The organism is Kitasatospora sp. NPDC048540, assembly GCF_040651175.1.
In the GTDB taxonomy this organism is placed as follows: domain Bacteria; phylum Actinomycetota; class Actinomycetes; order Streptomycetales; family Streptomycetaceae; genus Kitasatospora.
Genome location: NZ_JBEZIR010000086.1, coordinates 1 through 23616, shown reverse-complemented (window position 1 = coordinate 23616; position 23616 = coordinate 1). Strand labels below are relative to the sequence as shown.

Genomic DNA, 23616 nt, shown 5'->3' with positions numbered 1-23616 from the left:
GATGGTGCCCGGTAGTTGTCGACCGCAGGGGAGGAGACGGCATGGGCAAGCACGGGGGCGGTTCCGGGGACGGGAGCCCGGGGTCGCAGGACGACAGCAACTCGGGCAACAAGCACGGCGGTGGCGGCTCGGACGAGGGCGGCAACAGCTCGGACGGACAGGGCCCGGCGGACGGCCACAAGTGACCGTGACAGGCAGTGGGGCACGGACCGGCCCCGAAGGGCTGGTCCGTGCCCTCGTCACCGACGGGACGCTGACCGAGGACTGGGTGCCGGCCTTCCGGGCCGTGCCGAGGGAGGCGTTCGTCCCCGACGTCGTGTGGCCGGGCACGGCGAGCGGCGCCCGGCAGGACCCGGCCGTCGACCGGCGCACCGACCCCACCGCCTGGCGGGACGCGGTGTACCGGGACGTGCCCCTGACGTTCCAGTGGGACGACGGCGCACATCAGGGACCGAGCCAGGGCACGGTACCGAGCTCCTCGGTGTCGATGCCGCACATGGTCGCGGGGATGCTCGCCGACCTGGACGTGGCCGACGGGATACGCGTCCTGGACATCGGTACGGGCGCCGGCTGGAACGCCGGCCTGCTCACCTGGCGCCTCGGCGACGAGCACGTCGTCACCGTCGAGGTCGACCCCTACCTCGCTCAGGCCGCCCGGCAACGCCTTGCGGCCCAGGGCCTGCACCCGCACTGCGTGACCGGGGACGGCGCCGCCGGACACCCCGGCGGCGCGCCGTACGACCGCGTGATCGCGACGTTCTCCGTCACCGACGTCCCCGCGGCGTGGCTGGAGCAGACCGTTCCCGGCGGGCTGATCGTCGTACCGTGGGGCACCGAGTACGGCGGCGAGGCCGTCGCCCGCCTCACGGTCACCCCGGGCGGCACCGCCGAGGGCCGCTTCACCCGCTCGTCCGCGTTCATGCGCATGCGCTCCCAGCGCGGCGTGCGGCCGCCCTTCGACGCCTACCTGCACGGCCGGCCGTGGCCGGCCGACGGCCGACGCTCCACCACGACACTCTCCCCCGCCCACACCGGCGGCTGGATCGAGCAGTTCGTGATCGGACTGCAAGTCCCCCGCGCGTTCTGGCGCAGCGAGCGTTACGACGACGGCACCTACACCCTGTGGCTCCACGACCCCACCGACACCCGGTGCTGGGCCAGCGCCGACTGGGAGCCCGGCCGTGCCCGGTACGACGTCGTGCAGGCCGGCCCTCGCTCGCTGTGGGACGAGGTCGAGGCCGCCTGGCGCTGGTGGGACGCACGAGGCCGGCCCGGCTTCACCCGCTTCGGCCTCACCGTCGACGCCACCGGCCAACACCCCTGGCTCGACACCCCCGACCACCCACTCGACATGCCCCGGAGCTTCTAGCGCAGGGCTTCGCCAGATGTTTGCGAGCCCGCGACCTGCGCAGCAGCGGCAACGGCAGCCCTGGCAACTACGGCTGCACCCACGCCGGCAACGCCGAGGACGACTGCCGGGACGGCGGCGAAGGCAGCTACGGCAGCCACGACCAATCCGGATCCCCCATGACCCGGGCATCCAGACGAGGCCGAACCTCCCGTACGCGGGCGCCGCAGTTGCCGACCGTGGGCTTCCTCCAGCAGCGCCTCGCGGGGGCCATCCGGGCCGTTGGGCGGCGACGGGGCGGGGGTGGCAGGCACCGCCGAGGTGCCCACCGTCGGGGTGAGCGACGGCATCGCGGACCGCGATGCCGTGCCCCGGGCGCCGACGGTTGGTGTGCAGCAGGGCCGGCGCCGGGGCGGGCCGCTCCTGCAGCAGGGCCCGGCCTGCCCCGGTGTGACCGCGCACCAGCAGTCCGGCTGGCCGGTGGACGCGCTGCGCGACGCCGGCGTCGCGTGCTGCAGGGCGACGGTGAGTACCTCCCGAACGAGGCCCGCCGCGGTGACCCGACCACGTATCCGCGGCGGGTGGCTCATGAGGCCATGAGCGGATCCCCCGCCACGTAGCTGCGGCTCGGGGCCGTTCCCGCGCTTGCACCCTGATGCCGCATCCCGGCTGCAGTGACGCCGTACCGAGGTCACGCTTGGCTGGTGGCACGCGTGTGCCGGCATGTCGATGAGAGGTGGCTTGGCGATGAGGATGTTGCTGACGGTCCAGATGGACACCGAGAAGGCGAACACGGCCATCACGGGCAAGAGCCTGCCCGCGACCATGAAGACGGTCTTCGACCGAATCAAGCCGGAGGCCGCCTACTTCGGGGCACTGGACGGGCAGCGGACCGGGTACATCGTCTTCGACCTCAAGGAGCCGTTGGACATCCCGTCCATCGCCGAGCCGTTCTTCCAGGATCTCGGCGCCAAGGTGACCTTCGTCCCGGTGATGACCTTCGATGACGTCCAGGCCGGCTTGCAGAAGTTCGGATCGAGCTGAGGCCCCGAACACGGCGACAGAAGACTGTCGTCGGGATGGCCCAGGCCGGCATGTCCGGCAGAGCCATCGGCTCGGCCCCGGGCGGGGCTCGCTCAGGCCGGCGGAACTGGTCAACGAGGGCGCGGATCCTCTCCAGATCCGCGAGGCCCGCTCGCGGGTGAGCGCGGCCGCCGCGGCCGGCACCTCGTCCCGGCCGACACTGCGCGCCCCGCCTCCTCGGCCAGGAACGGCCGGTTCCCTTCCGCGACCGCGCGCTCACACCGCTCCGTCAGGCCGAGGCAGTGCGCGAAGCACGCCGCAAGCTGCCTGGCAGGAGGGCCGGGGTCGCCCGAGGGCGCGCTGCTCAGACAGCCACGCCAGGCGGGGCGCGGGCCGCAGCGCCGTGCCGGCCTGCTCCGTGTATGGTCGCTCTGGTCCAGCGGCGATGGAGCGGACAGCGGTGCGGGTGGATCAGCCGGTGTGGGCCTACCGATGTGCGTCTGGCCCGGTTCGCCCCTCGTGTTCGGCGCGTGCCGCCTCCAGGAGATTCCGCCAGGACCCCACGGTGGGCCTGCGCTTGAGCAGGGCCCGGCGTTCCCGTTCCGTCATACCGCCCCAGATGCCGTGCTCTATACGGGAGTCGAGGGCCTGGGCGAGGCATTCGGTCCGTACGGGGCATCCGGCGCATACGATCTTGGCGCGGTTCTGCCCCGCGCCGTCCGTGAACAGCTCGTCCGGATCCGCACTCAGGCACGCCCCCCGGCGGGTCCAATCGGTCTCCAGCACAACCCTGTCACCGTCCTCTCCCCTGTCTCGGCCTCGCTCTCCACCCTACGCACCGCCCGGAACGCGACAGTACGGCCCTTCGAAGCACAGCGACAGGCCGCTCTCATGCCTTTGAGTGGCTGCGGCGCAGACAGGACGCTTGAGCAGGTCCTGGCCGCTCGCAGCCCCGTCCAGACCGCCGCAGCCAATCCGCCGTGGCGGGCGACGAGGAAGCGGCACAGGTCGCGCACCTGGCGGGCCATCAACTGTGGGAAGTGGTGTGCGGCGGGCTGGGCCGCGAACAGCTCCGCCTGCCGGCCTGGATCGCATTCTGCCGACACCTGTGTGTCCAGTTCCTCCCGCCCCAGCAGCGCGTCCGCGTCCTCCTGCTGCGCGATTCGCACGGTCACCGCCACGACCAGCCTCCTCTCGCCAGAGCCGCCCAAACTTCACAGCCCGCCCAGGTTCCCGGCCCGTCGACACGCGACGGCCCCTTTCGGGCAACTGGGGCCACCCGAGTGGAGGGCCTCGGGTGCCCGATCCGCAAGGGGTACGAGCGTTCGACCCGTGCCGCTGCGTCATCCGGGTGGACGGTTGGGGGCATTCGGACACTTGCTGAACCGCTCGCCATTGAGATGCGGCCCATCGCGAAGTACCGCAGCCGGTCCATGTCATCGACTACTGTCCGCCCCTGCCGCCATCCCGGCCATCAGTGCCATGACCTCCGCGGCCGGGAACGCGCACACGCCGTCCACCGTGGCGGGCAGCCGTATCCGCTCGCCGATCAGTTCCGGCAGGCCGCACCCGGCCAGCGCGTGGCGGGTCTTCGAAGGCGGCCAAGACCACTGGGGGCAAGGATTGCACGGGAGAGATGCCTTGCTGTACTTGCCGAATGGAACGGCAGAAGTCGCATCATCCCAGGCCACAAGGCACCTCTTTGCTCCCCGGAGCTCACATTCCGAAGTAATCATCCGTTGGATCCGGGCCAAATTCAGCTCGATCGATACTATTATCCCTACTTCATTTGGGGTCTTTTTCCTGCCCGGGTATCCACTTATCTTCTTCGTTGACGCACCACTGTGGAGTGGTGGTCACCACTCGGAAGGAAAATCCATGTTTGCCAAGCGCATCTGCGTTGTCGTGGCCAGCTCTGCCCTGTTCGCCGGCCTCGGGGTCACGGCCTCGGCGCAGACCGCCAGCCGCTTCGACGACGGCAGCTTCGAGTACCCGAGGGTCACGGCCGGCACCTTCACCGAGTTTTCCGCCGGGCAGGCCATCGGTCCGTGGCAGGTCACGGCGGGGACCGTCGACCTGGTCGGCGCCGGCTACTGGCAGGCGGCGGAGGGAGACCAGTCCGTCGACCTCAACGGCACCACTCCCGGCACCGTGGCCCAGACGTTCACCACCGTCCCCGGCGTGAGCTACACCGTCACCTACGCCCTGGCCGGCAACCCCGGCGGAGGCCCGACGATCAGGACCGGCCGCGCCCTCGTCGACGGGCAGGACTTCCAGGACTTCTCCTTCGACATCACCGGCAAGTCGGCCACGAACATGGGGTACGTCGACCGGCAGTTCACCTTCCGGGCCACCAACGCCACCACCACCATCGGCTTCGCCAGCACCACGCCGAACACCTCCTACGGTCCGGTCCTCGACGACGTCCATCGAACGCTGCACGCCCTGCCCGACCTGCACCAACGGCTGACGAGCCGGGCGATACGGGGCGGGCGGTGCCGGCATGCACCGCCCGCCCCGCGATGACTCGACCTGGACCGGACGCGAACTGACGTCGGTCTGGGAGGGGCGGCGGTAGCCTTCCCGCGCCGCCGCCCGACCGCGCCGATCACGGGCCGGACCGCGGGATACTGATGGCGGCCAGGAACTGGTGTCAACTTCCCTGGTGGAGGCCCGAAGACGACCTGACCCGATGGGGGGCCGTGCCGGGAAGGCTGCACGAGAGCGGGGTTGCGTACCGATGGGGGGAAGAGCACTCAGTGGCCGAGGAGACAGGACACGCTCGTAGCGGTCCGGCCCGAGCCCGCAAATCCGTCGGACGGGCTCGACATCGGTGGTCACCGTCGTGATTGTGCGCACGAGTCGGTAGGACACCGAGCGCGGGCACGGTCGCGGAACCACGCAAGACGCTCCTGAGCGTCGCCGCGGTCGGTCCGGCGGCCACCACCTCCACACGGCTATCGTCCTCAACTCCGGTTCCAGGCCGGTCCACGACCCACGCTCTGCGTCCCGCCCCCCACGCAATCCTGCAGGACTGTGAGGAGCCGCTGATGATCGTCGCCGTCGGCCCGGTGCCGCCGAGCAGATCGAGGTCGAGATCGGCGACCTCGCCAGTTCGCGCCGCTGTGCCGTGCCCGCTGCAGGTCCAATTCACCGACGCCGACGGCACCTGCTGGTAACGCGACGACCGCAGCTGGCTCCACTGGCGGACCCCCGTCATCCGAGCAACCGCCCCGCCGGGGCCGTCGCCCGAGCGCGTCGGCCCGGTGACCCCCACGCCGCCTGCTTCCCGGCCCGCCTTGATCCCAATGACGTACCGTCACACCGACCAGCGGGCCCGGGTCCTTGGACCCGGTCGTCTAGGCTGGCGCGGTGACTGATGAGCAGGCGCGAGTACAGCCGTCGGGAGTGTGGGCCACGGCGGTGGGCGTGGCCAGGGTGCGGGCGCTGGAGACCGAGCGCGAGGACGCGCTGTTCCGCGACCCACTGGCACACGCCTTCGCCACCGCCGGCGGCCTGTGGCCCTCCTCGCCGCCGCTGCCCGATGACGAGGCCGCGCGACGCCGCCGGCTGGCCGTGTCGTTCTCCATCGTCATCAGGACGAAGTTCCTCGACGACCTGTTGCAGCAGGCCTCCGCGTCCGGGGTGCGGCAGGTCGTCCTGCTCGGCGCCGGCATGGACAGCCGGGCCTTCCGGATGGACTGGCCCGAGGGCACCCGGCTGTTCGAGGTCGACACCGCCGCGCCCCTGGACTTCAAGGCTTCAGTGCTGCGCGAGGAGCGGGCCGTCGCACGCTGCGAGCGGATCACCGTCGCGGTCGATCTGCGTGAGGACTGGCCGGCCGCCTTGGCCGCCGCAGGCCACGACCCGGCGGTGCCGACCGTGTGGATCGCCGAGGGACTGCTCATCTATCTGCCCGAGGACGCGGTGGAGCTGCTGCTGGCTCGGATCGGCGCACAGTCGGCGGCAGGCAGTCGGATGGGGCTGACCTTGGGCTCGCGCGGCGTGATCGAGCGTTTCGGCGCAGACGCCGTGCAGGGCTCGGCTGCGTCCATGTGGGTTTCGGAGATGCCCGACGACCCGGTGGACTGGCTGGCGGGGCATGGCTGGGAGGCCAGCAGCCACACTCTGCGCGAGTGCGCCTCCGCCTACGGCCGCCCGATCAGCACCCCTCCGCAGCGCGAGGAGCGGCCCGGCGGACTGATCTCGGCGGTCCGCCGGTAGGGCGGCCTCCCGCTCCTTCATCGGACGCGACATGGCCTGGATCCGACAGTCACTCAGGGAAGGTGACAGAGACACGGCCGGACAGCTCCCCGTCAGTCACCGCCGCCCCGACAGCGCGGGCCACCCGGATCGCCGCCGCCGGCCGGACGGAGCGCCCCGGCGCAGCAACAGTCCGCGGGTTGCTGTGCGGCCGCGGCTGCGGCGGACGCTCGCTAGTGCCGCATCAGGCAACGTTCGCCCCGTCGTGACGTGTTGCCCGCTTGCTGTGTCGGGCGGTACTGGACCGTCAGAATGATCACGTGGCTGAACGCGTGCAGGTCCGTGAGATCGATGACAATGAGGGCAGACGACTGCTGCGGATCATCCGCAGGGGCACCAGGTCAGTGGTGACCTGGCGGCGGGCCCAGATGGTACTCCTGTCCGCCCAGCGCATGCCCGTGGCGAAGATCGCCGAGGTGACGTTCACCAGTGCGGACCGGGTCCGTGACGTGATCCACAACTTCAACGCCGACGGCTTCGACTCGCTCTACCCGAAATACCGGGGCGGTCGGCCGAAGACATTCACACTGCCGGAGTGCCGGGAGATCAAGAAGATCGCCAAGTCCAAGCCGGCCGAGCACGGCCTGCCGCTCTCGACCTGGAGCCTGGCCAAGCTGGCCGACTTCCTGGTCGCCGAGGGGGTGGTCGACGACATCAGCCACGAGGGCCTTCGGGTTCTGCTCCGCGAGGAGGGCGTGTCGTTTCAACGCGTGAAGCCCTGGAAGACCTCGCGCGATCCGGACTACGCGGCCAGGAAGGCCCGCGTCGAGCATCTCTACCCGATCGCCGACGGCGAGGTCATCCCCGAAGAAGGCGAGCCCGAAGTCATCTTCTGCCTGGACGAGTTCGGCCCGCTCAACCTCCAGCCTCACCCCGGCCGGCAGTGGGCGGAGCGCGGCGGAAAGCACAAGGACCCCGACCGCGAAAGCCAGACCCCGGCGGCGGGCTACCTACACCCGCCCACACGGCGTCCGGCACCTGTTCGCCGCCTACGACCTCGCCAAGGACCAGCTCTACGGCCACATCAAGAAGACCAAGAACCGCTCCAAGTTCCTGGAGTTCTGCCGCTACCTCCGGTCCCTGCACCCGATGGAAGTTCGGATCGCGATCGTGCTCGACAACTACTCCCCGCACCTGACGACGAAGCGGTGCCAACGGGTCGGCACGTGGGCGGCGGCGAACAACGTGGAGATCGCCTACACCCCGACCAACAGCTCCTGGCTCAACCGGATCGAGGCCCAGTTCACCGCCCTGCGCTACTTCGCCCTCGACGGCACCGACCATCCCAGCCACAAGGCCCAGGGCAGCATGATCCGCCGCTACATCGTCTGGCGGAACAAGCACGCCGCCGACGAGCGCCTACGCGAGGTCGTCACCAGGGCAAACGTTGCCTGATACGGCACTAGAGCCTGTCTGACAAACCATCACCTTGTGTATCCACGGAGTAGGAGCATCGAGCCAGGACGACTGCGGTGTGGTAGCGGTCGGTGAGTTTGTCGATTGGGTTGCGCCGGGTCGGAGCTGCTTGAGAGCGCGGAGCACCGTTCGTGTGTTCGCGGTAGATGTGTCCGCTCGCTAACCGCTCGGAGCAGGGTTGCTACGGCCCTGCTGTTCAGGGAGATCACGTTACGGAGTCTCGGTTGGCGACTGGCGTTTCCGGGACGGCCCGTGCTCGGCGGTCAGGAATCGGCGTTGGGGGCTTGGCGGGGGGCGCGGAAGAGGCAGCCGATGGCTGCGGCGAGCACGATGACGGCGACGACGATGAGGGAAGCCGACAGCCCGCTGATGAATGCGTCCTGGACGGCCTGCGTCAGGGCGGGGCCCTGGGGGCCGGCCTGTTGGGCCACCTGCAGGCCGGCTGCTGCAGAGTCGTGGACGGAGTCGGCGGCTTGGGGCGGGAGTTGGTCGATGCTGGAGGGCAGGGCGTCGCGGTAGTGGCTGCCGTAGACGGAGCCCATGAGGGCGATGCCGATGGCGGAGCCGACTTCGCGGGTTGTGTCGTTCATCGCGGAGGCCACGCCTTGCTGACCGCGGCCAAGGGATCCGGTGATGGCGGCGGTTCCGGCGGTTCCGGCGGCTCCGGTGAGTCCGATGCCGAGGCCGCACAGGACCAGGCCGCCGAGGAAGGGCAGGTATCCGGAGTCGGCGTGGACGCGGGAGATGGCGAACAGACCGCCGCTGAGCAGGGTCAGGCCGGCGGCCATCACGGCCTTCATGCCGAGCCGGGTGACGAGGTGGGGGTGATGTGGGAGGTGGGCAGGACGACGACGGCGACGGGGACGAGGGCGACGGCGGCTTTCAGGGGGCTGTAGCCCAGGATGAGCTGGAGGTACTGCAGGCCGACGAAGAAGAACCCGAAGACGGCCATGAACTGGACCAGCACGGTGACGGCACCGGCGCGGAATCCGGGGATGCCGAACAGGTGCGGGTCGAGGAGTGGTTGGTCGTTGCGCAGCCCGAAGAAGGCGTAGGCGGCGAAGCCGACGACGGTGACGGCCAGGGCGGCGAGGACGAGGGGTTCGGTCCAGCCCTGCTCGTTGCCCTCGACGATGGCGAACACCAGGCAGCCGATGGCGACGGCGGTGCAGGTTGCGCCGATGACGTCGGGCCGGTGGGGGTGCGGGTCCTGGGTGTTGGGGGCCAGGGTTGCCGCGGCAGCGCCTGCGACCAGGGCGGTGATGGCGCTGGCGACGAAGATGGAGCACCAGGAGAACTGCTCCAGCAGGGCGCCTGCGGCGAGCATGCCGATGATGGCGCCGGCCGCGGCGAAGCCGGACCACACCGCGACGCCTTTGGCGCGCTGCTCAGGCGGGAAGGCGGCGGTGATGGTGGACAGGGTGCCGGGCATGATCATGGCCGCACCGATGCCCATGACGATCCGCCACACGATCAGATGGGTGGTGGTGTCGGAGAAGGATGCCGCGAGGGAGGCGGCGCCGAAGACGACGGTGCCGGCGACCAGGACGTGGCGTCGGCCGATGCGGTCGCCGATCGCGCCGAGGGCAGGACAAGTGCGGCAAGGGCGACGGTGTAGGCGTCGGCGATCCATGTGAGTGAGGCGTTGGTGGCGGACAGGTCCACGGCGAGGTCGGGCAGGCCCAGGTTGAGGGCCGAGACGGAGGCGACCACCAGGACGAGGGCCAGGCACATGGAGAACAGGACGCCGCGGTGGCCGGCCCGGCCTCCGGCGGCCTCCTCGGATGTCTGGAGGGGGGTGCTGGGAGAGGTCGTCATGTGGGTCACGTCCCTTGGAAGGGTGGCCGGTCGGTGGTGAGGCAGCGAGCCTCGATTTCCGATGAGAGCATCAACTTCGATGAAGTCAGGCACGACGGGGCGCGTCCTGGCCTGCTGTCACCGTTTCGGGGCGCGGGGCCCGTGGGGTTCGGGCCTGGGGCCGTGATGGCCTGGCGACGTCATGCGCCGGCGGCGGGTGCGCCGGTTCGGAAGGTGACGTTGTCGCCGGCGAGCTGGGCTTGCAGGCCGCCCGCGCCTGTCAGGAGGGCGTTGAGGTGGAGGCCCTGGGGGATGTTGTGCAGGGGGATCGGTTGGTCGAAGATCTTCGCGAGCAGTTGCGTCCCGGCGTCGGGCAGGCCGCCGGACACCGGGTGGAGGTCGGTGAAGACGATGGTGTTGGCGGCGCCTGCGGAGATCTTGGCGGTGATGGTGCTTGCCCCGACCAGGGGCAGGAGGACCTGCGCGTCGACGTAGCCGGGCCGGTCGCCGGCGGTGACGCCGAGGCCAAGGGCGCTGGAGAGGTCGTCGTAGGACAGGAAGGCGCCGGCCTTGGCGGAGTCGGCATGGGCCGCCTGCTCGTCGCCTGACTGCCGCACGCCGGTGAGGTCGAGGTCGAGGCGGGTGACGGGCAGTCGGCCGTCGGCGGGGTCGGCGGGTATGCCTTGGGCGGTGATGCCGATGTGGTTCAGGCGTCCGGCGACGGCCTGGGTCAGGACGGGGAAACCGTCGATGGTGACCTGGGGCGCCCGGGGGGTGCCGGTGGCCTGCTGGAAGGCATCGGCCGTGCGGTGCTGGACGTACTGGGCAACTGCACGGTCGGCCCCGGTCACACCGAGCGCGAGGGCAGCGAGGGCCGCCGCGGCGGCGAGGACCGGGTGGCAGCGCGCCGCTGCGAGGGACATGGCGTGCACGGGGACTCCTTGTTCTTGGCCGCTACGGCCGGTCGGCGGTGGACGCGTTGAGCACCTCCGCGTCCCGGCCCAGGGCTGTGGGCTGCTGCCTTGTGGCGGCCTCGGGCTCGGCGGACCAGTGAGGCTGCGCGGCTGTGGCCCGGGCCTTCGGGCCGGGGCGCGGTGCGATCGCGGCGCAGGCGATGGCGGCGACCGCCAGAATCGCTGCGATGACTTCCATCGACGAGGTGAAGCCGGACATGAAGGCGTCGCGGACGGCGGCGGCCAGCGCGGGCCCCTGGGCACCGAGGTGGGCCGCGACTTCGAGCCCGCCGGCGGCGGAGTGGTGCACGGTCTCGGCGGCCTGGGCGGGCAGGCGGGACAGGTCGTCGGGCAGTGCGGAGCGGTAGTGGCTGGAGAACACCGAGCCCATCAGCGCGATGCCGATCGCGGAGCCGACCTCGCGGGCGGTGTCGTTCATGGCCGAGGCCACTCCCTGACTGTCGGGGCCGAGAGAGTCGACGATGGAGCTGGTGCCGGTGGCACTGGTCAGGCCGATACCGGCCCCAGCGAGGACCAGGGCGCCGAGGAAGGGTAGGTAGCCGCTGTCGGCGTGCAGGCGGGTCAGCCAGAACATGCCGCCGGCCAGGCACAGCAGGCCCGCGGGCATGACCGCCTTGACGCCCAGGAGTGTGGCCAGCCGCGGTGTGACCACTGAGGTGGGCAGGACGACGGCCGCGACCGGTATCAGTGCGACCGCGCTGTGCAGCGGGCTGTAGCCGAGGATCAGCTGGAGGAACTGCAGACCGACGAAGAAGAACCCGAAGACGGCCATGAACTGCACCATGATCGCCAGCGTGCCCGCGCCGAAGCCGCGCAGTTTGAACAGGCGCGGGTCCAGCAGCGGGTGGCGGCTGCGCAGGCCCAGCAAAACGTACGCGGCCAACGCCACCAGGGCGACCGCGAACGCGGCGAGGACCTCCGGGCGGGTCCAGCCCCGGTCGTTGCCCTCGATGATCCCGTAGACCAGCGCCCCCACCGCCAGCGCGGTGGTCACCGACCCGGGGAAGTCGAAACGCTCCCGCACCGAGCTGCGGGTCTCCGGGGCCAGCAGCAGCGCGGCGAGCGCGCACACCAGCGCGGTGGCGGCGCTGGCCCAGAAGATCGACTTCCAGGAGAACTGCTCCAGCAGGCCGCCGGCGGCGAGCATGCCGATGATGGCCCCGGCCGCGGCGAAGCCGGACCAGATCGCGACCCCGCGGTCCTTCCGGTCCTCGGGGAGGACCGCGGTGATCGTCGACAGCGTCCCCGGCATGATCATGGCCGCGCCCAGGCCCATCACCACCCGGCACACGATCAGGTGTGAAGTGGAGGAGGAGCAGGCCGCGAGGGCCGCGGCGGCGCCGAAGACGACGTTCCCGGCGATCAGGACCTTGCGGCGCCCGATCCGGTCACCGAGCGCGCCCAGCGGCAGGACCAGCGCGGCCAGGGCCACGGTATAGCCGTCGGCGATCCAGGTCAGCGCCGAGTTGGTGGCGCCCAGTTCCACGGCGAGGTTCGGCAGCGCGAGGTTCAGCGCGGAGACCGAGGCCACGACCAGGACGAGGGACAGGCACATGGCGAAGAGCACGCCGCTCTGGCCGCCATGGCCTGTTCGGACGGGGGAGTTGCTGCTCTCGAGCATCGTCATGCCCCCATCGTAACTGATGCTCTTATCAGTTACGACCAAATCATCAGTCGCGATGTACGGGCGGGCCTGCAGGGCCGGGGGATGCAGTAGACCCCCGCGCCGTGGAACGGGGCGGGGGTCTGGGTGGGCGTGCGGCCGGCGGGCCGGGGTCAGGGGAGGTCGGGCAGGGGGTGGGTGGCGATCTCGCGGGCCTCGTCGGCGGGGAGCCCGAGCATGCGCAGGATCATCTCGGCCATGTGCTCGCCGGCCTCCGCATCGAGATCTCGCGCCGAGTTGAGCTGGAGCAGGCCGATCAGCGCGCCGCCGACCGCTGACAGGGCCACGAGCGGGTCTTCGAACGTGAAGCGGCCGGACGCCTTGCCGATTTCCAGGTCGCGCAGGGCGCGCGGCCCGAGCCCGGTGGTGGCGTTGATGTGCGGCAGGCCGCGCAGGCGCAGGATCTGGGTGATCTCGGGGTGCGAGGCGGCCAGCCGCAGGGTGAGGCGGACGCTGGCGGCGAAGACCGCGGCCGGGTCGTCGATGCCTTCGGTGACGCTGTCGAGCAGCTGGCCGTACTCCTCCAGGGCGTCGCCGACCGCGGCGTCGAAGAGGTCGTTCTTGGTCTCGAAGTGGTTGTAGAAGGTGCCGAAGCCCACGTCGGCGCGCTCGGCGATGTCCTGGATGCTGGCCGAGGTCTCGCCGGTCTCGGCGAGGATCTGCCGCGCGGCGGCGATCAGCGCCTGGCGGGTACGCGCACGGCGGCGCTCGAAGCGGTTGGCACTGGCGGGGCCGTCGGTGGTGTCGAGCTGGTTCGGCATACCGCCAGTCTAGGCACATTCAGATCTGATGACTCCATCACTTGAACCCTTGACGATCGCACGGCCAAGACTGATGCTTATATCAGTTAAGAGATTTCCATCAGAAGCATGTCCGTTTGCCATCCCTGACGGAGCCCACACATGTCGAACGAACGAGCCCGCCCGCCCGGGCCCGCCACCGCCCACCAGGACCTGCACAGCGAGCACGGGGCGCTGCGCGGGGAGCACCCGGGCCGTGCCCGGCAGCCCGTGATCAAGGTGGCGGACCTGGCCTGGCTGGAGTTCGAGAAGCCGGACCTGTCCCGCGCCGAGGTGTTCGCCCGCGACTTCGGCTTCGCCGTCGCCGCGCGCATCGGCCAGGCGCTGTACCTGCGCGGCACGCTGCCCGGTTCGGCGTGCGTGGTGCTGCGCCAGGGGCGCGCCTCCCGGTTCCTCGGGCCGGTGTTCCGGGCCGCCGAGCGTGCGGATCTGGACCGCCTGGCCCGAGCCACCGGCCGGCCGGTCCGCGACCTCGGGGACTTCGGCGGCGGGCAGGTCGTGGACCTGATTGACCCGTCCGGTTTCCCGGTCCGCGTCGTCCACGGCACCGAGCAGCTGCCGGCCCTGCCCGAACAGCCCCCGCTCCTGCTCAACTTCGGCGGCAGCCGGGCCCGGACCAACGCCACCCAGCGCCCGCCGCGCGAACCGGCCCGCATCCAGCGGCTCGGCCACCTGGTCCTGGAGACACCGAGGTTCACCCGGGCCCTGGACTGGTACCTGGAGACCCTGGGCCTGATCGTCAGCGACTTCCTGTTCCTGGACGGCCGGCGCGACCGCGGCCCCACGATGGCGTTCATCCGCTGCGACCAGGGCACCGTCCCGGTCGACCACCACACCCTCGCCATGCACCTGGGCCCGCGCACCGGCTACGTCCACTCCGCCTACCAGGTCACCGACCTCGACGCGATCGCCGCCGGCGGGCAGTACCTCGCCGAGCGCGGCTACAAGCGCAGCTGGGGCATCGGCCGGCACATCCAGGGCAGCCAGCTCTTCGACTACTGGCGCGACCCGGACAAGCTGATGGTCGAGCACTTCGCCGACGGCGACCTGTTCTCCTGCGACCTGGAACCCGGCTGGGCCCCGATGTCCGCGTCCGGCCTGGCCCAGTGGGGCCCGCCCGCCACCCGCGACTTCCTCGGCGCCAACCCCACCCCCGCCCTGATCCGCGAGGTGGTGCGCGCCCTGCGAGCCGACAACGAGATCGACCCCGGCCGTCTCCTGGGCCTGATGAAAGCGATGAACCGATGAGCGTCAACGTCCTGCGCACCACCGACGGCTGGTACGCCCTCCGCGAGCAGCGCGCCGTCCGGGTGCAGACCGCAGCCGCCACCACCGCCGAACTGCTGGCCGACCGGGGCGCCGTCACCGCCGCCGTGAACAGCACCGGCCCCGGCGTGCCGGTCGCCGACCTCGCGGTGCTCTCCCCCATCACCCCAGGGCGCCGGGTCGTCGCCCAGATGACGAACTTCGCCTCGCACGCGGCCGACGCGGGACTCGACCCGAAGAACGTCCCACTCACCTTCTTCCGCAAGGCCTCCGGGTCGATCAGCGGCCCATACGAGAACATCGTCAAGCCCGCCCACGTCCGGCTCCTCGACTACGAGGTGGAGATCGGCCTCGTCATCGGCGCACCGCTCCCGGTCGGCACCGAGGTCACCGCCGCGAACCTCGCCGACCACGTCGCCGCCCTCGTGGTCACCAACGACATCTCCGCCCGGGACCTGCAGCTGCCCAAGACCCAGTTCTACGAGGCCAAGTCCTATCCCACCTTCACCCCCACCGGACCGGTGCTGGTGCTGCTGGAGGAGGGCGACCTCGACCGGTTCGCGGAACTGCGGCTGCGCCTGTGGGTCAACGGCGAGCTGCGGCAGGACATGCCCGCCGCCGACATGATCTACCGGCCGCTCGAAGCCCTGAGGGCACTCAGCGGTTTCCAGCGGTTGGACCCCGGTGATCTGCTGCTCACCGGCACTCCGGTCGGCACCGCGCTCAGCGCGCCGCCCAAGCCGGTCGAGATCCTCGGCTCGCTGTTGCCGGCCGCGACCAAGTGGCGGCTGTTCTTCAAGGCCCAGGCCAAGAGCCCGAAGTACCTGCGGGACGGCGACCTGGTGGAGGCCGCCGTCGCCACCGACGACGGCGCTCTCGACCTCGGTCGCCAGCGCACGACGGTGAGGTACGCGCGATGACCGAGGACCTGCTGTGGCCTCGCTACTGCGGCCCCGACGACCTGGCTCCGATCGAGGCCGTCCCGCTCCAGGCACGGGGTCTGCCCGGTTCGACGTACGACCTGCTCGTGCGCGCGGCGGGCAGGTGGCCGGACCGCACCGCCCTGACGGTGCTGCCCGAGGCCGCCCGGTGGCGCGAGCCGACGCGACTGACCTTCGCCTATCTGCTGGAGCGGGTGCACCGCTACGCCAACCTGCTGCACCGACTCGGCGTGGGACGCGGCGACGCGGTGGCACTGATGGCCCCCAACTGCGCCGAACTGATCCCCGCGACACTCGCCGCGCAGCTCGCCGGCATCGCCGCGCCGCTCAACGGCTCTCTCGCCCCCGCGCACCTGGCCGAGCTGCTGCGGCGCTCCGGCGCCCGGGTCCTCGTCTCCGCGGGGCCTGAGCTGGCGCCGGACGTCTGGGCGAAGCTGCCCGAACTGGCCGAAGGGCTCGACGCGGTCCTGGTGCTTCCGCCCACGGCGGCAGCCGGCGATCCCGAACCGCTGCCGCAGATCGACGGGGTGCTCATCGCCCACCTCGCCGACCTGGCCCGGGCCGAGGACGCGTCCGCCTTCACGGGAGAACCACCCCGGCCTGGCGACCTGGCCGCGTTCTTCCACACCGGCGGCACCACCGGCACCCCGAAGCTCGCCGCACACACCCACCGAGGCGAGGTCGCCAACGCCTGGATGATCGCCGCGAACTCGCTGCTCGACAGCGACGCCGTCGTCTTCGCCGCGCTGCCGCTGTTCCACGTCAACGCCTTGGTGGTCACGCTGCTGGCGCCGCTGTTCAAGGGCCAGCAGGTGGTGTGGGCGGGCCCGCTCGGCTACCGCGAACCCGCCCTGTACGGGGAGTTCTGGTCGATCGTCGAGCACTACGGCATCGCGGCCATGAGCGCCGTGCCGACCGTCTACCAGGTGCTCGCCCAGTGCCCGGTCGGCACGGCGGACATCAGCAGCCTGCGGTACGCCATGGTCGGCGCGTCGCCGCTGCCCGAGGCCGTGCGCGCCGCATTCGAGGCCCGCACCGGGGTGACGCTGGTCGAGGGCTACGGCCTGACCGAGGCCACCTGTGCCAGCGCCCGCAGTTTCCCCGACGCGCCACGCCCCGGCGCGGTCGGGCAGCGCATGCCCTACCAGCGGGTGAAGGTCGTCCACCCGGATTCTGGGGTGGAGCTGCCCGCCGGGCAGACCGGCCTGCTGGCGATCGCCGGCCCGACCGTGTTCGCCGGCTACGTCACCGGCCGCGACTCCCGGGGCCGTCCGGTCCTCGACGGCCTCGGCAAGCTCGTGGACGGCTGGCTCGACACCGGCGACCTGGCCCGGCTCGACGCCGACGGGTTCGTCCAGCTGGCCGGCCGCGCAAAGGACCTGATCATCCGCGGCGGCCACAACATCGACCCGGCCGTCATCGAGGACGCGCTGCTCGCCCACCCGCACGTCACCGGCGCCGGCGCGGTCGGACGCCCGGACCCGCACGCGGGCGAGGTCCCGGTGGCGTACGTGACCCTCGCCCCGGACGCGGACGTGACCGAGGACGAGCTCCGCCGGTGGGCCGCCGAGCGCGTCCCGGAACGTGCGGCCGCACCGAAGTCCGTCACCGTCCTCGCCGCGCTGCCGGTGACCGATGTCGGCAAGCCCTACAAGCCCGCCTTGCGGGCCGACGCCACCCGGCTGGCTGTCGCAGAGGCCCTGGCCGGCCACGGCCGCGACGTGGAGGTCGACGCGGCGGTCGAGGACGGATCCGTCCTCGTGTCCGTCACCCCCGGTGCCGGTGACCGCGAGGCCATCAGCGCGGTCCTCGACCAGTACGCCCTGCGCTGGACGTGGTCCCAGGCGACGCCCGGCCCGGTGGAGTCATGACCGCCGACACCGTCCCGGTGGTCGTCATCGGCGCCGGCCCCACCGGGCTGACGGCGGCGACCCTGCTGGGCCAGTACGGCATCGAGACCCTCGTGCTGGACCGCTGGGAGTCGGTCTACCCGCTGCCGCGGGCGGTCCACCTCGACGACGAGGTCTACCGGCTGCTCGCCCGCCTGGGCATTGCCGAGGAGTTCGCCGCGATCTCCCGCCCCGCCCACGGCCTGCGGCTCCTGGGCCGCGACCTGCGGCTGCTGGCCGAGTTCCGGCGCGGCTCCGGCCTCGGCCGCCACGGCCACCCCGAGGCCAACATGTTCGACCAGCCCCAACTGGAGGAGCTGCTGCGCGCCAACCTCGAACGGCACCCGACCGTCACCCTGCGCGGCAACGTGGACGTCACCGCGATCGAGCAGTCCGACCGCGGCCCGGCGCGGGTACGGTTCACCGACCGGACCACCGGCGAGGCCGACACCGTGACCGCCGGGTACGTGCTCGGCTGCGACGGCGCCAACAGCCTGACCCGCAGGGCTACCGGCTCCACCATGCACGACCTGGCCTTCACCCAACGCTGGCTGGTCGTCGACATCGCCACCGACGCCGACCTGCACCAGTGGGAAGGCGTGCACCAGGTCTGCGACCCTGTGCGTGCGGCCACCTACATGCGCATCGGCGCACGCCGCCACCGCTGGGAGTTCCAGCTCCTACCCGGTGAAAGCGCCGACGACTACCACGACATGACCCGCCTGCACCCCCTCGTCCGGCCCTGGACCGGCGACCTTCCCGCAGACGCGCTGGAGATCGTGCGCACCGCCGAGTACACCTTCCGCGCCCAGATCGCCGACCGCTGGCGTGGGCAGCGCGTCTTCCTGCTCGGCGACGCCGCCCACCTCACCCCGCCCTTCATAGGACAGGGCATGGGCGCCGGCCTGCGCGACGCCGCCAACCTCACCTGGAAACTCGCCGCCGTCCTCGACGGCCACCTCCCCGAACACGTGCTGGACAGCTACGAGACCGAACGCAAACCCCACGCCCGCTCGATGATCAACCTGGCCAAGCTGGTCGGCACCGCCATGACCGCCGGCGGGCACACCGGCAGCAGGTTGCGCCGCATCCTCGCGCCCCATCTGCACCGGCTCCCAGGCCTGAGCAACCGCATCCTCGACAGCCGAACCCCGGCGCTGCACCGCTCGGCCCTGGTCGACCGCGGACGGCTCGGTCTCGGCCTCGCGGGACGCCTGTGCCCCAACGCACCGTTGCCGGACGGCCGACGCTTCGACGACCTCGCCGCAGGCCGCTACGCGCTGGTCACCTCCGCACCCGTCACCCCCGCGCTGCGCTCCGAAATCCATGACCGAGGCGGTGTCCTGGTCACCGCCTCGCCCGGCACCGCCCTGCACCGCTGGCTCGGCCAGGGCCGCACCGCAGCGGCGCTGGTCCGCCCCGACGGCACCGTCCAACGCACCGCATCCGACCCGGAGGCCCTGGGCCAGCTGCTGCCCGCATCGAGCTCCTACGGGCGCGTCCGGGGGTGATTCCGTGTCAGGGCGAGGCGAGTTGACGGACGCGGCGTGGGAGCGGATCGGGCCTCTGTTGCCGAAGCGGGGCGGCCGTGGCCGTCCATGGCGTGATCACCGCCAAGTGGTCAATGGTGTGCTGTGGCGGCGGCGGACCGGGGCTCCCTGGCGCGATCTCCCCGAACGGTACGGGCCATGGGCGACGTTGCTGGAATACCTCCAGATTCGCTACGACGCGGTGCGCCGGGTGGACTGGACCGTTTCTGTCGACTCCACCATCAACCGAGCCCACCAGCACTCGGTCGGCGCCTGCAAAAGGAGGGCCGCAGACGGGGGCACGCTGGAAGATCCAGGCCATTCGCAGATGCGCCAGGCTCTCGGCCGCTCCCGTGGAGGCCTCACCACCAAGATTCACCTCGCCGTCGACGGCCGCGGCCTTCCACTGTCCATCGTGCTCACGCCGGGCAACATCAACGACGCTACAGCTTTCAGCCAGGTCCTCGACAACATCCGCATCCCGCGTGCCGTGACGGGCCGACCTCGCACGACACCGGCACGGCTACTGGGCGACAAAGCGTATTCCAGCTGGGCGATACGCCACTTGCTGCGGCGCCGGGGCATCGCTGCCGCGATCCCCGAACGCCGCGACCAGATGGCCAACCGGCGACGTCGTGGGGACAAAGGCGGTCGCCCACCCGCCTTCGACAAGAACATCTACCGCACCCGCAACGTAGTCGAACGATGCTTCGCCCGTCTCAAGCAGTTCCGTGCCATCGCGACGAGGTTCGACAAGCTCGCCGAACGCTACCGAGCTGGGATTGTCATAGCCGCTCTGGTCTTGTGGCTGCGAGAACCCGCCGGCTGATTATTTGTCAGACAGGCTCTAGGTGTCCGTGGGCAGCACCATGACGGTCGCCGAGACTCCCACCGGCAACGCCGGCAGCAGCACCGACCACAGCCGTGCCCGCCGGCGGCGGCCGCAGTTGACGGGGACGTGCGCGGTCAGTCGGAAAACCCGAGATGCAGGATGGTGGCCCAGTTGTTGGTAACCAACAGCAGGTTGCGGCACCATATGTCGTCGCCCAGGTACGGGCCGCTGACGTCGCCGGCGCTTCGGACAGGCCCCAGATGTGCTTCGATGAGGTCGGCGACGCTATCGGCGAGTTCGCCTGCACCCCGGATTTCAGCGGGCGTGCGCACGTTGGGGTCCGAGAACCTCTGGGCAGACTGCATGAACCCGTCGATCACCTGTCGGCGGAATATGTCCCGCCAGGCCCCAGGTGAATCGAACGGGACGACCGACGTTCCTGCTTGGTGTCCACTGGCCCCCAGGTGGCACGCGGCTTGAGCGAGATCCTTCAGCCAGTCATGACCGGGTGTCACCCCAGCTACTGGGACCACATTGAACAGGCCTATGGACGACACCCCCCAGTTGCAGTCGTCGAGCAGTTCCTCGAGCGGTTCAGCTGCGGCTGACACCGTGTCTGGAGCGTCGAGTGGGTTCAGCATGGGCGTCCGGGTCCTCCGTGCGGTTCTGCGCCTCGGCCTCAGTGTGTCAGCTGAGCACGTTCATGCCGCGACGTTTTTGGGGCGTTCGACGAGGTGGGCAACGGTGATCGCGCGCCATCGGGCCTGGGCGGCCTCGACGAGCTTGAACACCATCGCGAGCGCCGATGGCGGGCCGCCGGCGCCGCGGGTGGCCATCCCATACCTACCACTCATCCCAATGCCCGAACATCATCGGCCGCCCCCTGACATCACCCGCCCTCGGGCTTCGTCCCCCGCCGCACCCCCGCGTGAACCGACCCACTGCCGGCTGCGAGCCTCCGGCCCTTCCTCTACGCGGATCATAGAAGCGACGTTGCGTCAGGCAGTTGTCGCCCGTTGATCGTCCTGCCAGTTCCGAGCCTCATCGACGGCAAACCACTCACATGCCCTGGGCTCCACCCACAGCGTCCGAGCCACCCGCGTGGACGACCGTAGACGCGCATTGACCTGCGTAGACGTCCAGGCGGCAGTCATCGCGTCCCCGGACCGTCCCCGGACAACAGGCGTCATGTGGAGTCCCAGGACTTGCTTGACGTGGTTGTCCCCGGTCCTCCTTGACGGTCGCGGGAGATTTTTGGCGGTCCGGTCACATCCTTGACGGGCTCGGCTCGTTGAACCGGCATGGGCGAGATACCGGAGCCTGTCGAGGCGGGCGATGAGGACTGGACGGTCGAGCACCGGTTCCGCGCGGTGGCGGAGGTCCTGGACGGCGCCCCGGTGGTCGAGGTCGCCCGCCGGTACGGGACCTCGCGACAGTCGCTGCACACGTGGCTGCGGAGGTTCCGCGAGGGCGGGCGGGGCGGACTGAGGGACCGGTCGCGCCGGCCGCACAACTCGCCGTCGCGGGTGCCTGTCGACGTCGAGGTTGTGGTCTGCCAGCTGCGGCAGTCCCATCCGAGGTAGGGCGCCCGCCGCATCGCCCACGAGCTGGCCGAACGCGGAATCGCGGATGCGCCTGGCCGCTCGACCGTGCACCGCATCCTGGTCCGCAACGGCCTGGTCACCCACCAGGTCCAGGTGCACCGCCGCGTCTACAAGCGGTGGCAGCGCGACGCACCCATAGATGGACCTGATGGGCGGGGTCTCCCTCGCCGATGGGCGCGAGTGCAAGCTCGTCACCGGCATCGACGACCATTCCCGCTACATTGTGATCGCCGCGGTGGTGATCCAGCGGCCCGGCCGGGCGGTCTGCCAGGTCTTCCTCGAGGCCATGCGGCGCTTCGGCGTCCCGTCGGAGGCGCTGACCGACAACGGCAAGCAGTTCACCGGCCGCTACTCCAAACCCCTGCCCGTCGAGGTCATGTTCGAGCGGGTCTGCCGGGAGAACGGCATCAACCAGCGGCTGACCAAGCCCCGATCACCGACCACGACCGGCAAGATCGAACGGTTCCACAAGACCCTGCGCCGCGAGATGCTCGACCACTCCGGCCCCTTCACCGACGCGGCCGCCGCCCAGGCCGCGATCGACGCCTGGGTCCACGCCTACAACCACACCCGACCGCACCAGTCACTCGACATGGCCACCCCGGCACAGGTCTTCCGCCCGCACGCTCTTCCGGTCGCGGTCTCGGCACCCGCTGGCGCGGTCTCACCCGCGCCGACGCCGGCCCCGACCGAGCCCGTCCGGCTGCCGGTCCTTCCGCCGCCTCGCTCGTCGGAGGAGAACGCTCCTGTCCAGGCCGTGGAGTTCGAGGGCGTGATCGGCCCCGGCCGGCACGTGATGCTGCCCCAGGGACAGAGCCTGAAGTTCAGCCCGACCCTGGCCGGCCGGACCGTCACGGTCTGGCTCAGTCACCGCACCGTCCACGTCCTGCTGGACGGACAACTGATCCGCACGCGTTCGATGACCTTCACCGACGCCGATCTGCAGTGGGTGCTCCTGCGGGGCGGTCGACTCGCGGGGCCGGAGCCCCAGGGCGGCATCAGGCCGGACAAGGCGCTGGCGCCCGCGACCGTTGTCGAGGTCGACCGGAAGGCGACGAAGGACGGTGCGGTCTCGCTCGGCCAGACGCCCGTCGCCCTCGGCTCCGACCTGGCCGGCAAGCAGGTCACGCTGCGATTCGACGGCAGCCTGATGTATGTGATCCACGCCGGAGTCCTGGTCCAGACGCTCCCAGCCCCGATCCCACTCCAGCGGCGCGCGAAACTCACCGGCGCCCGGGTCTCCACGACCCCGTTGCCGCCGCCTCCGTCCCAACCGCGGAGGGCCATCCGGCGGGTCGGAGCAGACGGCACCTTCGCAGTCGCCGGGCAGAAGCTCCGCCCCGGCGTCGCGCACGCCGGCAGACCGTCACCGTGGTCATCGAGGAGACCTGCTTCCGAGTCCTCGACGGCGACGTCGAGATCTCCACCCACCCCCGCAAAGGTGGTCCCGTCACCCGCTACGTCGCCGACTCCCGCTGACCGACAAGCATCACGTGGAACCGTCAGCCATCTTCCGAGACACCGTCAAGCAAGTCCCAGGACGGAAGCGTCAAGCATCTCCCCGGACCTCACAGACAGACAGGAAAGGGCCTGGAAGCTCTAGGCTTCCAGGCCATTTGACCTGCGACTTTAACGTCGGGACGACAGGATTTGAACCTGCAACCCCTTGACCCCCAGTTGCGAAAATATGTTCTACCGTCATATACGTGGACCCACCCGGCTCCACTTTGGCATGTAATGCCCGAATATGGCGGCCGCCTGCGTCCATCACCTTTCACCGTACTCCGCGTCACCCCGTCCCCACAGCGTCCCCGGAACTGGAGGCCCCGCTCCCGAGCCGTCCCCTAGACCCTGCGCACGATTTACCCAGTACCTCGACACCGGCTCACAGCGACAACTACCTCGCAGGAGGCCACTCGTCGAGGCACTGTCACCTTGATACTGACCAAATCGCCTCGAACGAATCGCTGAATGCCGCCAAACGAGGCGGCCTGGGAGCCGGACATCGCGGACGGCGTGCACGCGCTGCCGGAGGCTGCGAGATACGCCGCCGCATGCCAGGGTGCACACGCGCCGCTGGTGGCGGGTGGGTGGCCAAAGCGGCCAGTGGATCGGCGCCGGGTGGTGAGACCGACGCCATCGGAGATCTGAACGTCGGATCGCCCGAGCGGCTGGCCTAGGGCCTGTGTGATGTTGTGATCAGTTGAGCGGTCGCGCGAGGTCGTCTATCCAGATCATCGAGGCGCGGAGGTGGAGGCCTGCGAGGTAGCT

The 23616-nt window shown here is 70.7% G+C and carries 20 protein-coding genes and 1 pseudogene; 13 read left to right on the top strand and 8 right to left on the bottom strand.

What is annotated here, in order from left to right; all coding sequences use genetic code 11:
- Positions 1-41: 41 nt before the first annotated feature.
- From AB0D08_RS27825 to AB0D08_RS27815, 3 genes are all read left to right on the top strand, one after another.
- Positions 42-185, top strand: coding sequence for a hypothetical protein (locus AB0D08_RS27825; protein ID WP_359892641.1), 144 nt, complete (start codon positions 42-44; stop codon positions 183-185).
- Complete coding sequence (locus AB0D08_RS27820; protein ID WP_359892639.1) at positions 182-1369, top strand: methyltransferase domain-containing protein; 1188 nt, start codon at positions 182-184, stop codon at positions 1367-1369. The genes AB0D08_RS27825 and AB0D08_RS27820 overlap by 4 nt, the downstream gene beginning before the upstream one ends.
- A 726-nt stretch (positions 1370-2095) precedes the next feature.
- On the top strand, positions 2096-2392 hold the full coding sequence (locus tag AB0D08_RS27815; protein ID WP_359892637.1) for a DUF3303 family protein: 297 nt from the start codon (positions 2096-2098) through the stop codon (positions 2390-2392).
- A 465-nt stretch (positions 2393-2857) separates the two neighbouring features.
- Here AB0D08_RS27815 and AB0D08_RS27810 read toward each other — a convergent pair whose 3' ends face one another.
- Positions 2858-3157 carry a WhiB family transcriptional regulator gene (locus tag AB0D08_RS27810; RefSeq protein ID WP_359892634.1) on the bottom strand — a complete coding sequence of 100 codons (300 nt, stop codon included), beginning with the start codon at positions 3155-3157 and terminating at the stop codon, positions 2858-2860.
- Between the two features lie 1092 nt (positions 3158-4249).
- Between AB0D08_RS27810 and AB0D08_RS27805 the strand changes: the two genes are divergently transcribed.
- The 3 genes and pseudogenes from AB0D08_RS27805 (at position 4250) to AB0D08_RS27795 (ending at position 8029) form a co-directional block, all read left to right on the top strand.
- On the top strand, positions 4250-4897 hold the full coding sequence (locus tag AB0D08_RS27805; protein ID WP_359892632.1) for a choice-of-anchor C family protein: 648 nt from the start codon (positions 4250-4252) through the stop codon (positions 4895-4897).
- An 882-nt stretch (positions 4898-5779) separates the two neighbouring features.
- Positions 5780-6595 (top strand): class I SAM-dependent methyltransferase, encoded by an 816-nt coding sequence (locus AB0D08_RS27800; RefSeq protein WP_359892667.1) that lies wholly within the window; start codon positions 5780-5782, stop codon positions 6593-6595.
- A 299-nt stretch (positions 6596-6894) separates the two neighbouring features.
- Positions 6895-8029 (top strand): annotated as a pseudogene (locus AB0D08_RS27795) (IS630 family transposase).
- Positions 8030-8313: 284 nt separating this feature from the next.
- Here the strand turns inward: AB0D08_RS27795 and AB0D08_RS27790 are convergent.
- The 5 genes from AB0D08_RS27790 to AB0D08_RS27770 all read right to left on the bottom strand — a co-directional run bounded on the left by AB0D08_RS27790 (position 8314) and on the right by AB0D08_RS27770 (position 13245).
- Positions 8314-8850, bottom strand: coding sequence for a hypothetical protein (locus AB0D08_RS27790; protein WP_359892630.1), 537 nt, complete (start codon positions 8848-8850; stop codon positions 8314-8316).
- Positions 8847-9683 carry an MFS transporter gene (locus tag AB0D08_RS27785; RefSeq protein ID WP_359892628.1) on the bottom strand — a complete coding sequence of 279 codons (837 nt, stop codon included), beginning with the start codon at positions 9681-9683 and terminating at the stop codon, positions 8847-8849. The genes AB0D08_RS27790 and AB0D08_RS27785 overlap by 4 nt, the downstream gene beginning before the upstream one ends.
- Before the next feature lie 364 nt (positions 9684-10047).
- Positions 10048-10770: a DUF2993 domain-containing protein gene (locus AB0D08_RS27780; RefSeq protein ID WP_359892664.1), complete on the bottom strand. Its 723-nt coding sequence runs from the start codon at positions 10768-10770 to the stop codon at positions 10048-10050.
- A gap of 31 nt (positions 10771-10801) precedes the next feature.
- A complete protein-coding gene (locus AB0D08_RS27775; RefSeq protein ID WP_359892625.1) occupies positions 10802-12448 on the bottom strand; it encodes an MFS transporter in 1647 nt (548 codons plus the stop codon).
- Between the two features lie 149 nt (positions 12449-12597).
- On the bottom strand, positions 12598-13245 hold the full coding sequence (locus AB0D08_RS27770) for a TetR/AcrR family transcriptional regulator (RefSeq protein ID WP_359892622.1): 648 nt from the start codon (positions 13243-13245) through the stop codon (positions 12598-12600).
- A 141-nt stretch (positions 13246-13386) separates the two neighbouring features.
- Between AB0D08_RS27770 and AB0D08_RS27765 the strand changes: the two genes are divergently transcribed.
- The 5 genes from AB0D08_RS27765 (at position 13387) to AB0D08_RS27745 (ending at position 19760) form a co-directional block, all read left to right on the top strand.
- The gene (locus AB0D08_RS27765) at positions 13387-14532 is read left to right on the top strand and encodes a VOC family protein (RefSeq protein WP_359892619.1); all 1146 of its coding nucleotides are present in this window, start codon (positions 13387-13389) and stop codon (positions 14530-14532) included.
- Complete coding sequence (locus AB0D08_RS27760) at positions 14529-15470, top strand: fumarylacetoacetate hydrolase family protein (RefSeq protein ID WP_359892617.1); 942 nt, start codon at positions 14529-14531, stop codon at positions 15468-15470. The genes AB0D08_RS27765 and AB0D08_RS27760 overlap by 4 nt, the downstream gene beginning before the upstream one ends.
- Complete coding sequence (locus AB0D08_RS27755; protein ID WP_359892616.1) at positions 15467-17362, top strand: acyl-CoA synthetase; 1896 nt, start codon at positions 15467-15469, stop codon at positions 17360-17362. The genes AB0D08_RS27760 and AB0D08_RS27755 overlap by 4 nt, the downstream gene beginning before the upstream one ends.
- On the top strand, positions 17359-18891 hold the full coding sequence (locus AB0D08_RS27750; RefSeq protein ID WP_359892614.1) for a bifunctional 3-(3-hydroxy-phenyl)propionate/3-hydroxycinnamic acid hydroxylase: 1533 nt from the start codon (positions 17359-17361) through the stop codon (positions 18889-18891). The genes AB0D08_RS27755 and AB0D08_RS27750 overlap by 4 nt, the downstream gene beginning before the upstream one ends.
- 4 nt (positions 18892-18895) lie before the next feature.
- A protein-coding gene (locus tag AB0D08_RS27745) for an IS5 family transposase (protein ID WP_359892611.1) occupies positions 18896-19760 on the top strand; the annotation gives its coding sequence in 2 pieces (ribosomal slippage) (positions 18896-19732 and positions 19734-19760; 864 coding nt in all).
- Positions 19761-19875: 115 nt separating this feature from the next.
- On the opposite strand, the gene AB0D08_RS27740 is transcribed toward AB0D08_RS27745, so the two are convergent.
- On the bottom strand, positions 19876-20382 hold the full coding sequence (locus tag AB0D08_RS27740) for a hypothetical protein (protein WP_359892608.1): 507 nt from the start codon (positions 20380-20382) through the stop codon (positions 19876-19878).
- Between the two features lie 60 nt (positions 20383-20442).
- Entirely contained in the window at positions 20443-20577 is a 135-nt protein-coding gene (locus tag AB0D08_RS27735; protein ID WP_359892606.1) for a hypothetical protein, read from the bottom strand.
- A gap of 465 nt (positions 20578-21042) precedes the next feature.
- On the opposite strand from AB0D08_RS27735, the gene AB0D08_RS27730 reads away from it, so the two are divergent.
- Positions 21043-21324 carry a helix-turn-helix domain-containing protein gene (locus AB0D08_RS27730; protein ID WP_359892604.1) on the top strand — a complete coding sequence of 94 codons (282 nt, stop codon included), beginning with the start codon at positions 21043-21045 and terminating at the stop codon, positions 21322-21324.
- A gap of 160 nt (positions 21325-21484) precedes the next feature.
- Positions 21485-22948 (top strand): integrase core domain-containing protein, encoded by a 1464-nt coding sequence (locus tag AB0D08_RS27725; protein WP_359892601.1) that lies wholly within the window; start codon positions 21485-21487, stop codon positions 22946-22948.
- Positions 22949-23616 lie beyond the last annotated feature (668 nt).

Bases quoted from the DNA above. Each gene is read 5' to 3' on its own strand.
- AB0D08_RS27735 (WP_359892606.1), bottom strand. From the start codon at position 20,577: ATGGCCACCCGCGGCGCCGGCGGCCCGCCATCGGCGCTCGCGATGGTG.
- AB0D08_RS27750 (WP_359892614.1), top strand. From the start codon at position 17,359: ATGACCGCCGACACCGTCCCGGTGGTCGTCATCGGCGCCGGCCCCACC.
- AB0D08_RS27815 (WP_359892637.1), top strand. From the start codon at position 2,096: ATGAGGATGTTGCTGACGGTCCAGATGGACACCGAGAAGGCGAACACG.
- AB0D08_RS27760 (WP_359892617.1), top strand. From the start codon at position 14,529: ATGAGCGTCAACGTCCTGCGCACCACCGACGGCTGGTACGCCCTCCGC.
- AB0D08_RS27790 (WP_359892630.1), bottom strand. From the start codon at position 8,850: ATGAAGGCCGTGATGGCCGCCGGCCTGACCCTGCTCAGCGGCGGTCTG.
- AB0D08_RS27770 (WP_359892622.1), bottom strand. From the start codon at position 13,245: ATGCCGAACCAGCTCGACACCACCGACGGCCCCGCCAGTGCCAACCGC.
- AB0D08_RS27785 (WP_359892628.1), bottom strand. From the start codon at position 9,683: ATGGATCGCCGACGCCTACACCGTCGCCCTTGCCGCACTTGTCCTGCC.
- AB0D08_RS27780 (WP_359892664.1), bottom strand. From the start codon at position 10,770: ATGTCCCTCGCAGCGGCGCGCTGCCACCCGGTCCTCGCCGCCGCGGCG.
- AB0D08_RS27765 (WP_359892619.1), top strand. From the start codon at position 13,387: ATGTCGAACGAACGAGCCCGCCCGCCCGGGCCCGCCACCGCCCACCAG.
- AB0D08_RS27825 (WP_359892641.1), top strand. From the start codon at position 42: ATGGGCAAGCACGGGGGCGGTTCCGGGGACGGGAGCCCGGGGTCGCAG.
- AB0D08_RS27775 (WP_359892625.1), bottom strand. From the start codon at position 12,448: ATGACGATGCTCGAGAGCAGCAACTCCCCCGTCCGAACAGGCCATGGC.
- AB0D08_RS27730 (WP_359892604.1), top strand. From the start codon at position 21,043: ATGGGCGAGATACCGGAGCCTGTCGAGGCGGGCGATGAGGACTGGACG.
- AB0D08_RS27725 (WP_359892601.1), top strand. From the start codon at position 21,485: ATGGACCTGATGGGCGGGGTCTCCCTCGCCGATGGGCGCGAGTGCAAG.
- AB0D08_RS27805 (WP_359892632.1), top strand. From the start codon at position 4,250: ATGTTTGCCAAGCGCATCTGCGTTGTCGTGGCCAGCTCTGCCCTGTTC.
- AB0D08_RS27740 (WP_359892608.1), bottom strand. From the start codon at position 20,382: ATGCTGAACCCACTCGACGCTCCAGACACGGTGTCAGCCGCAGCTGAA.
- AB0D08_RS27755 (WP_359892616.1), top strand. From the start codon at position 15,467: ATGACCGAGGACCTGCTGTGGCCTCGCTACTGCGGCCCCGACGACCTG.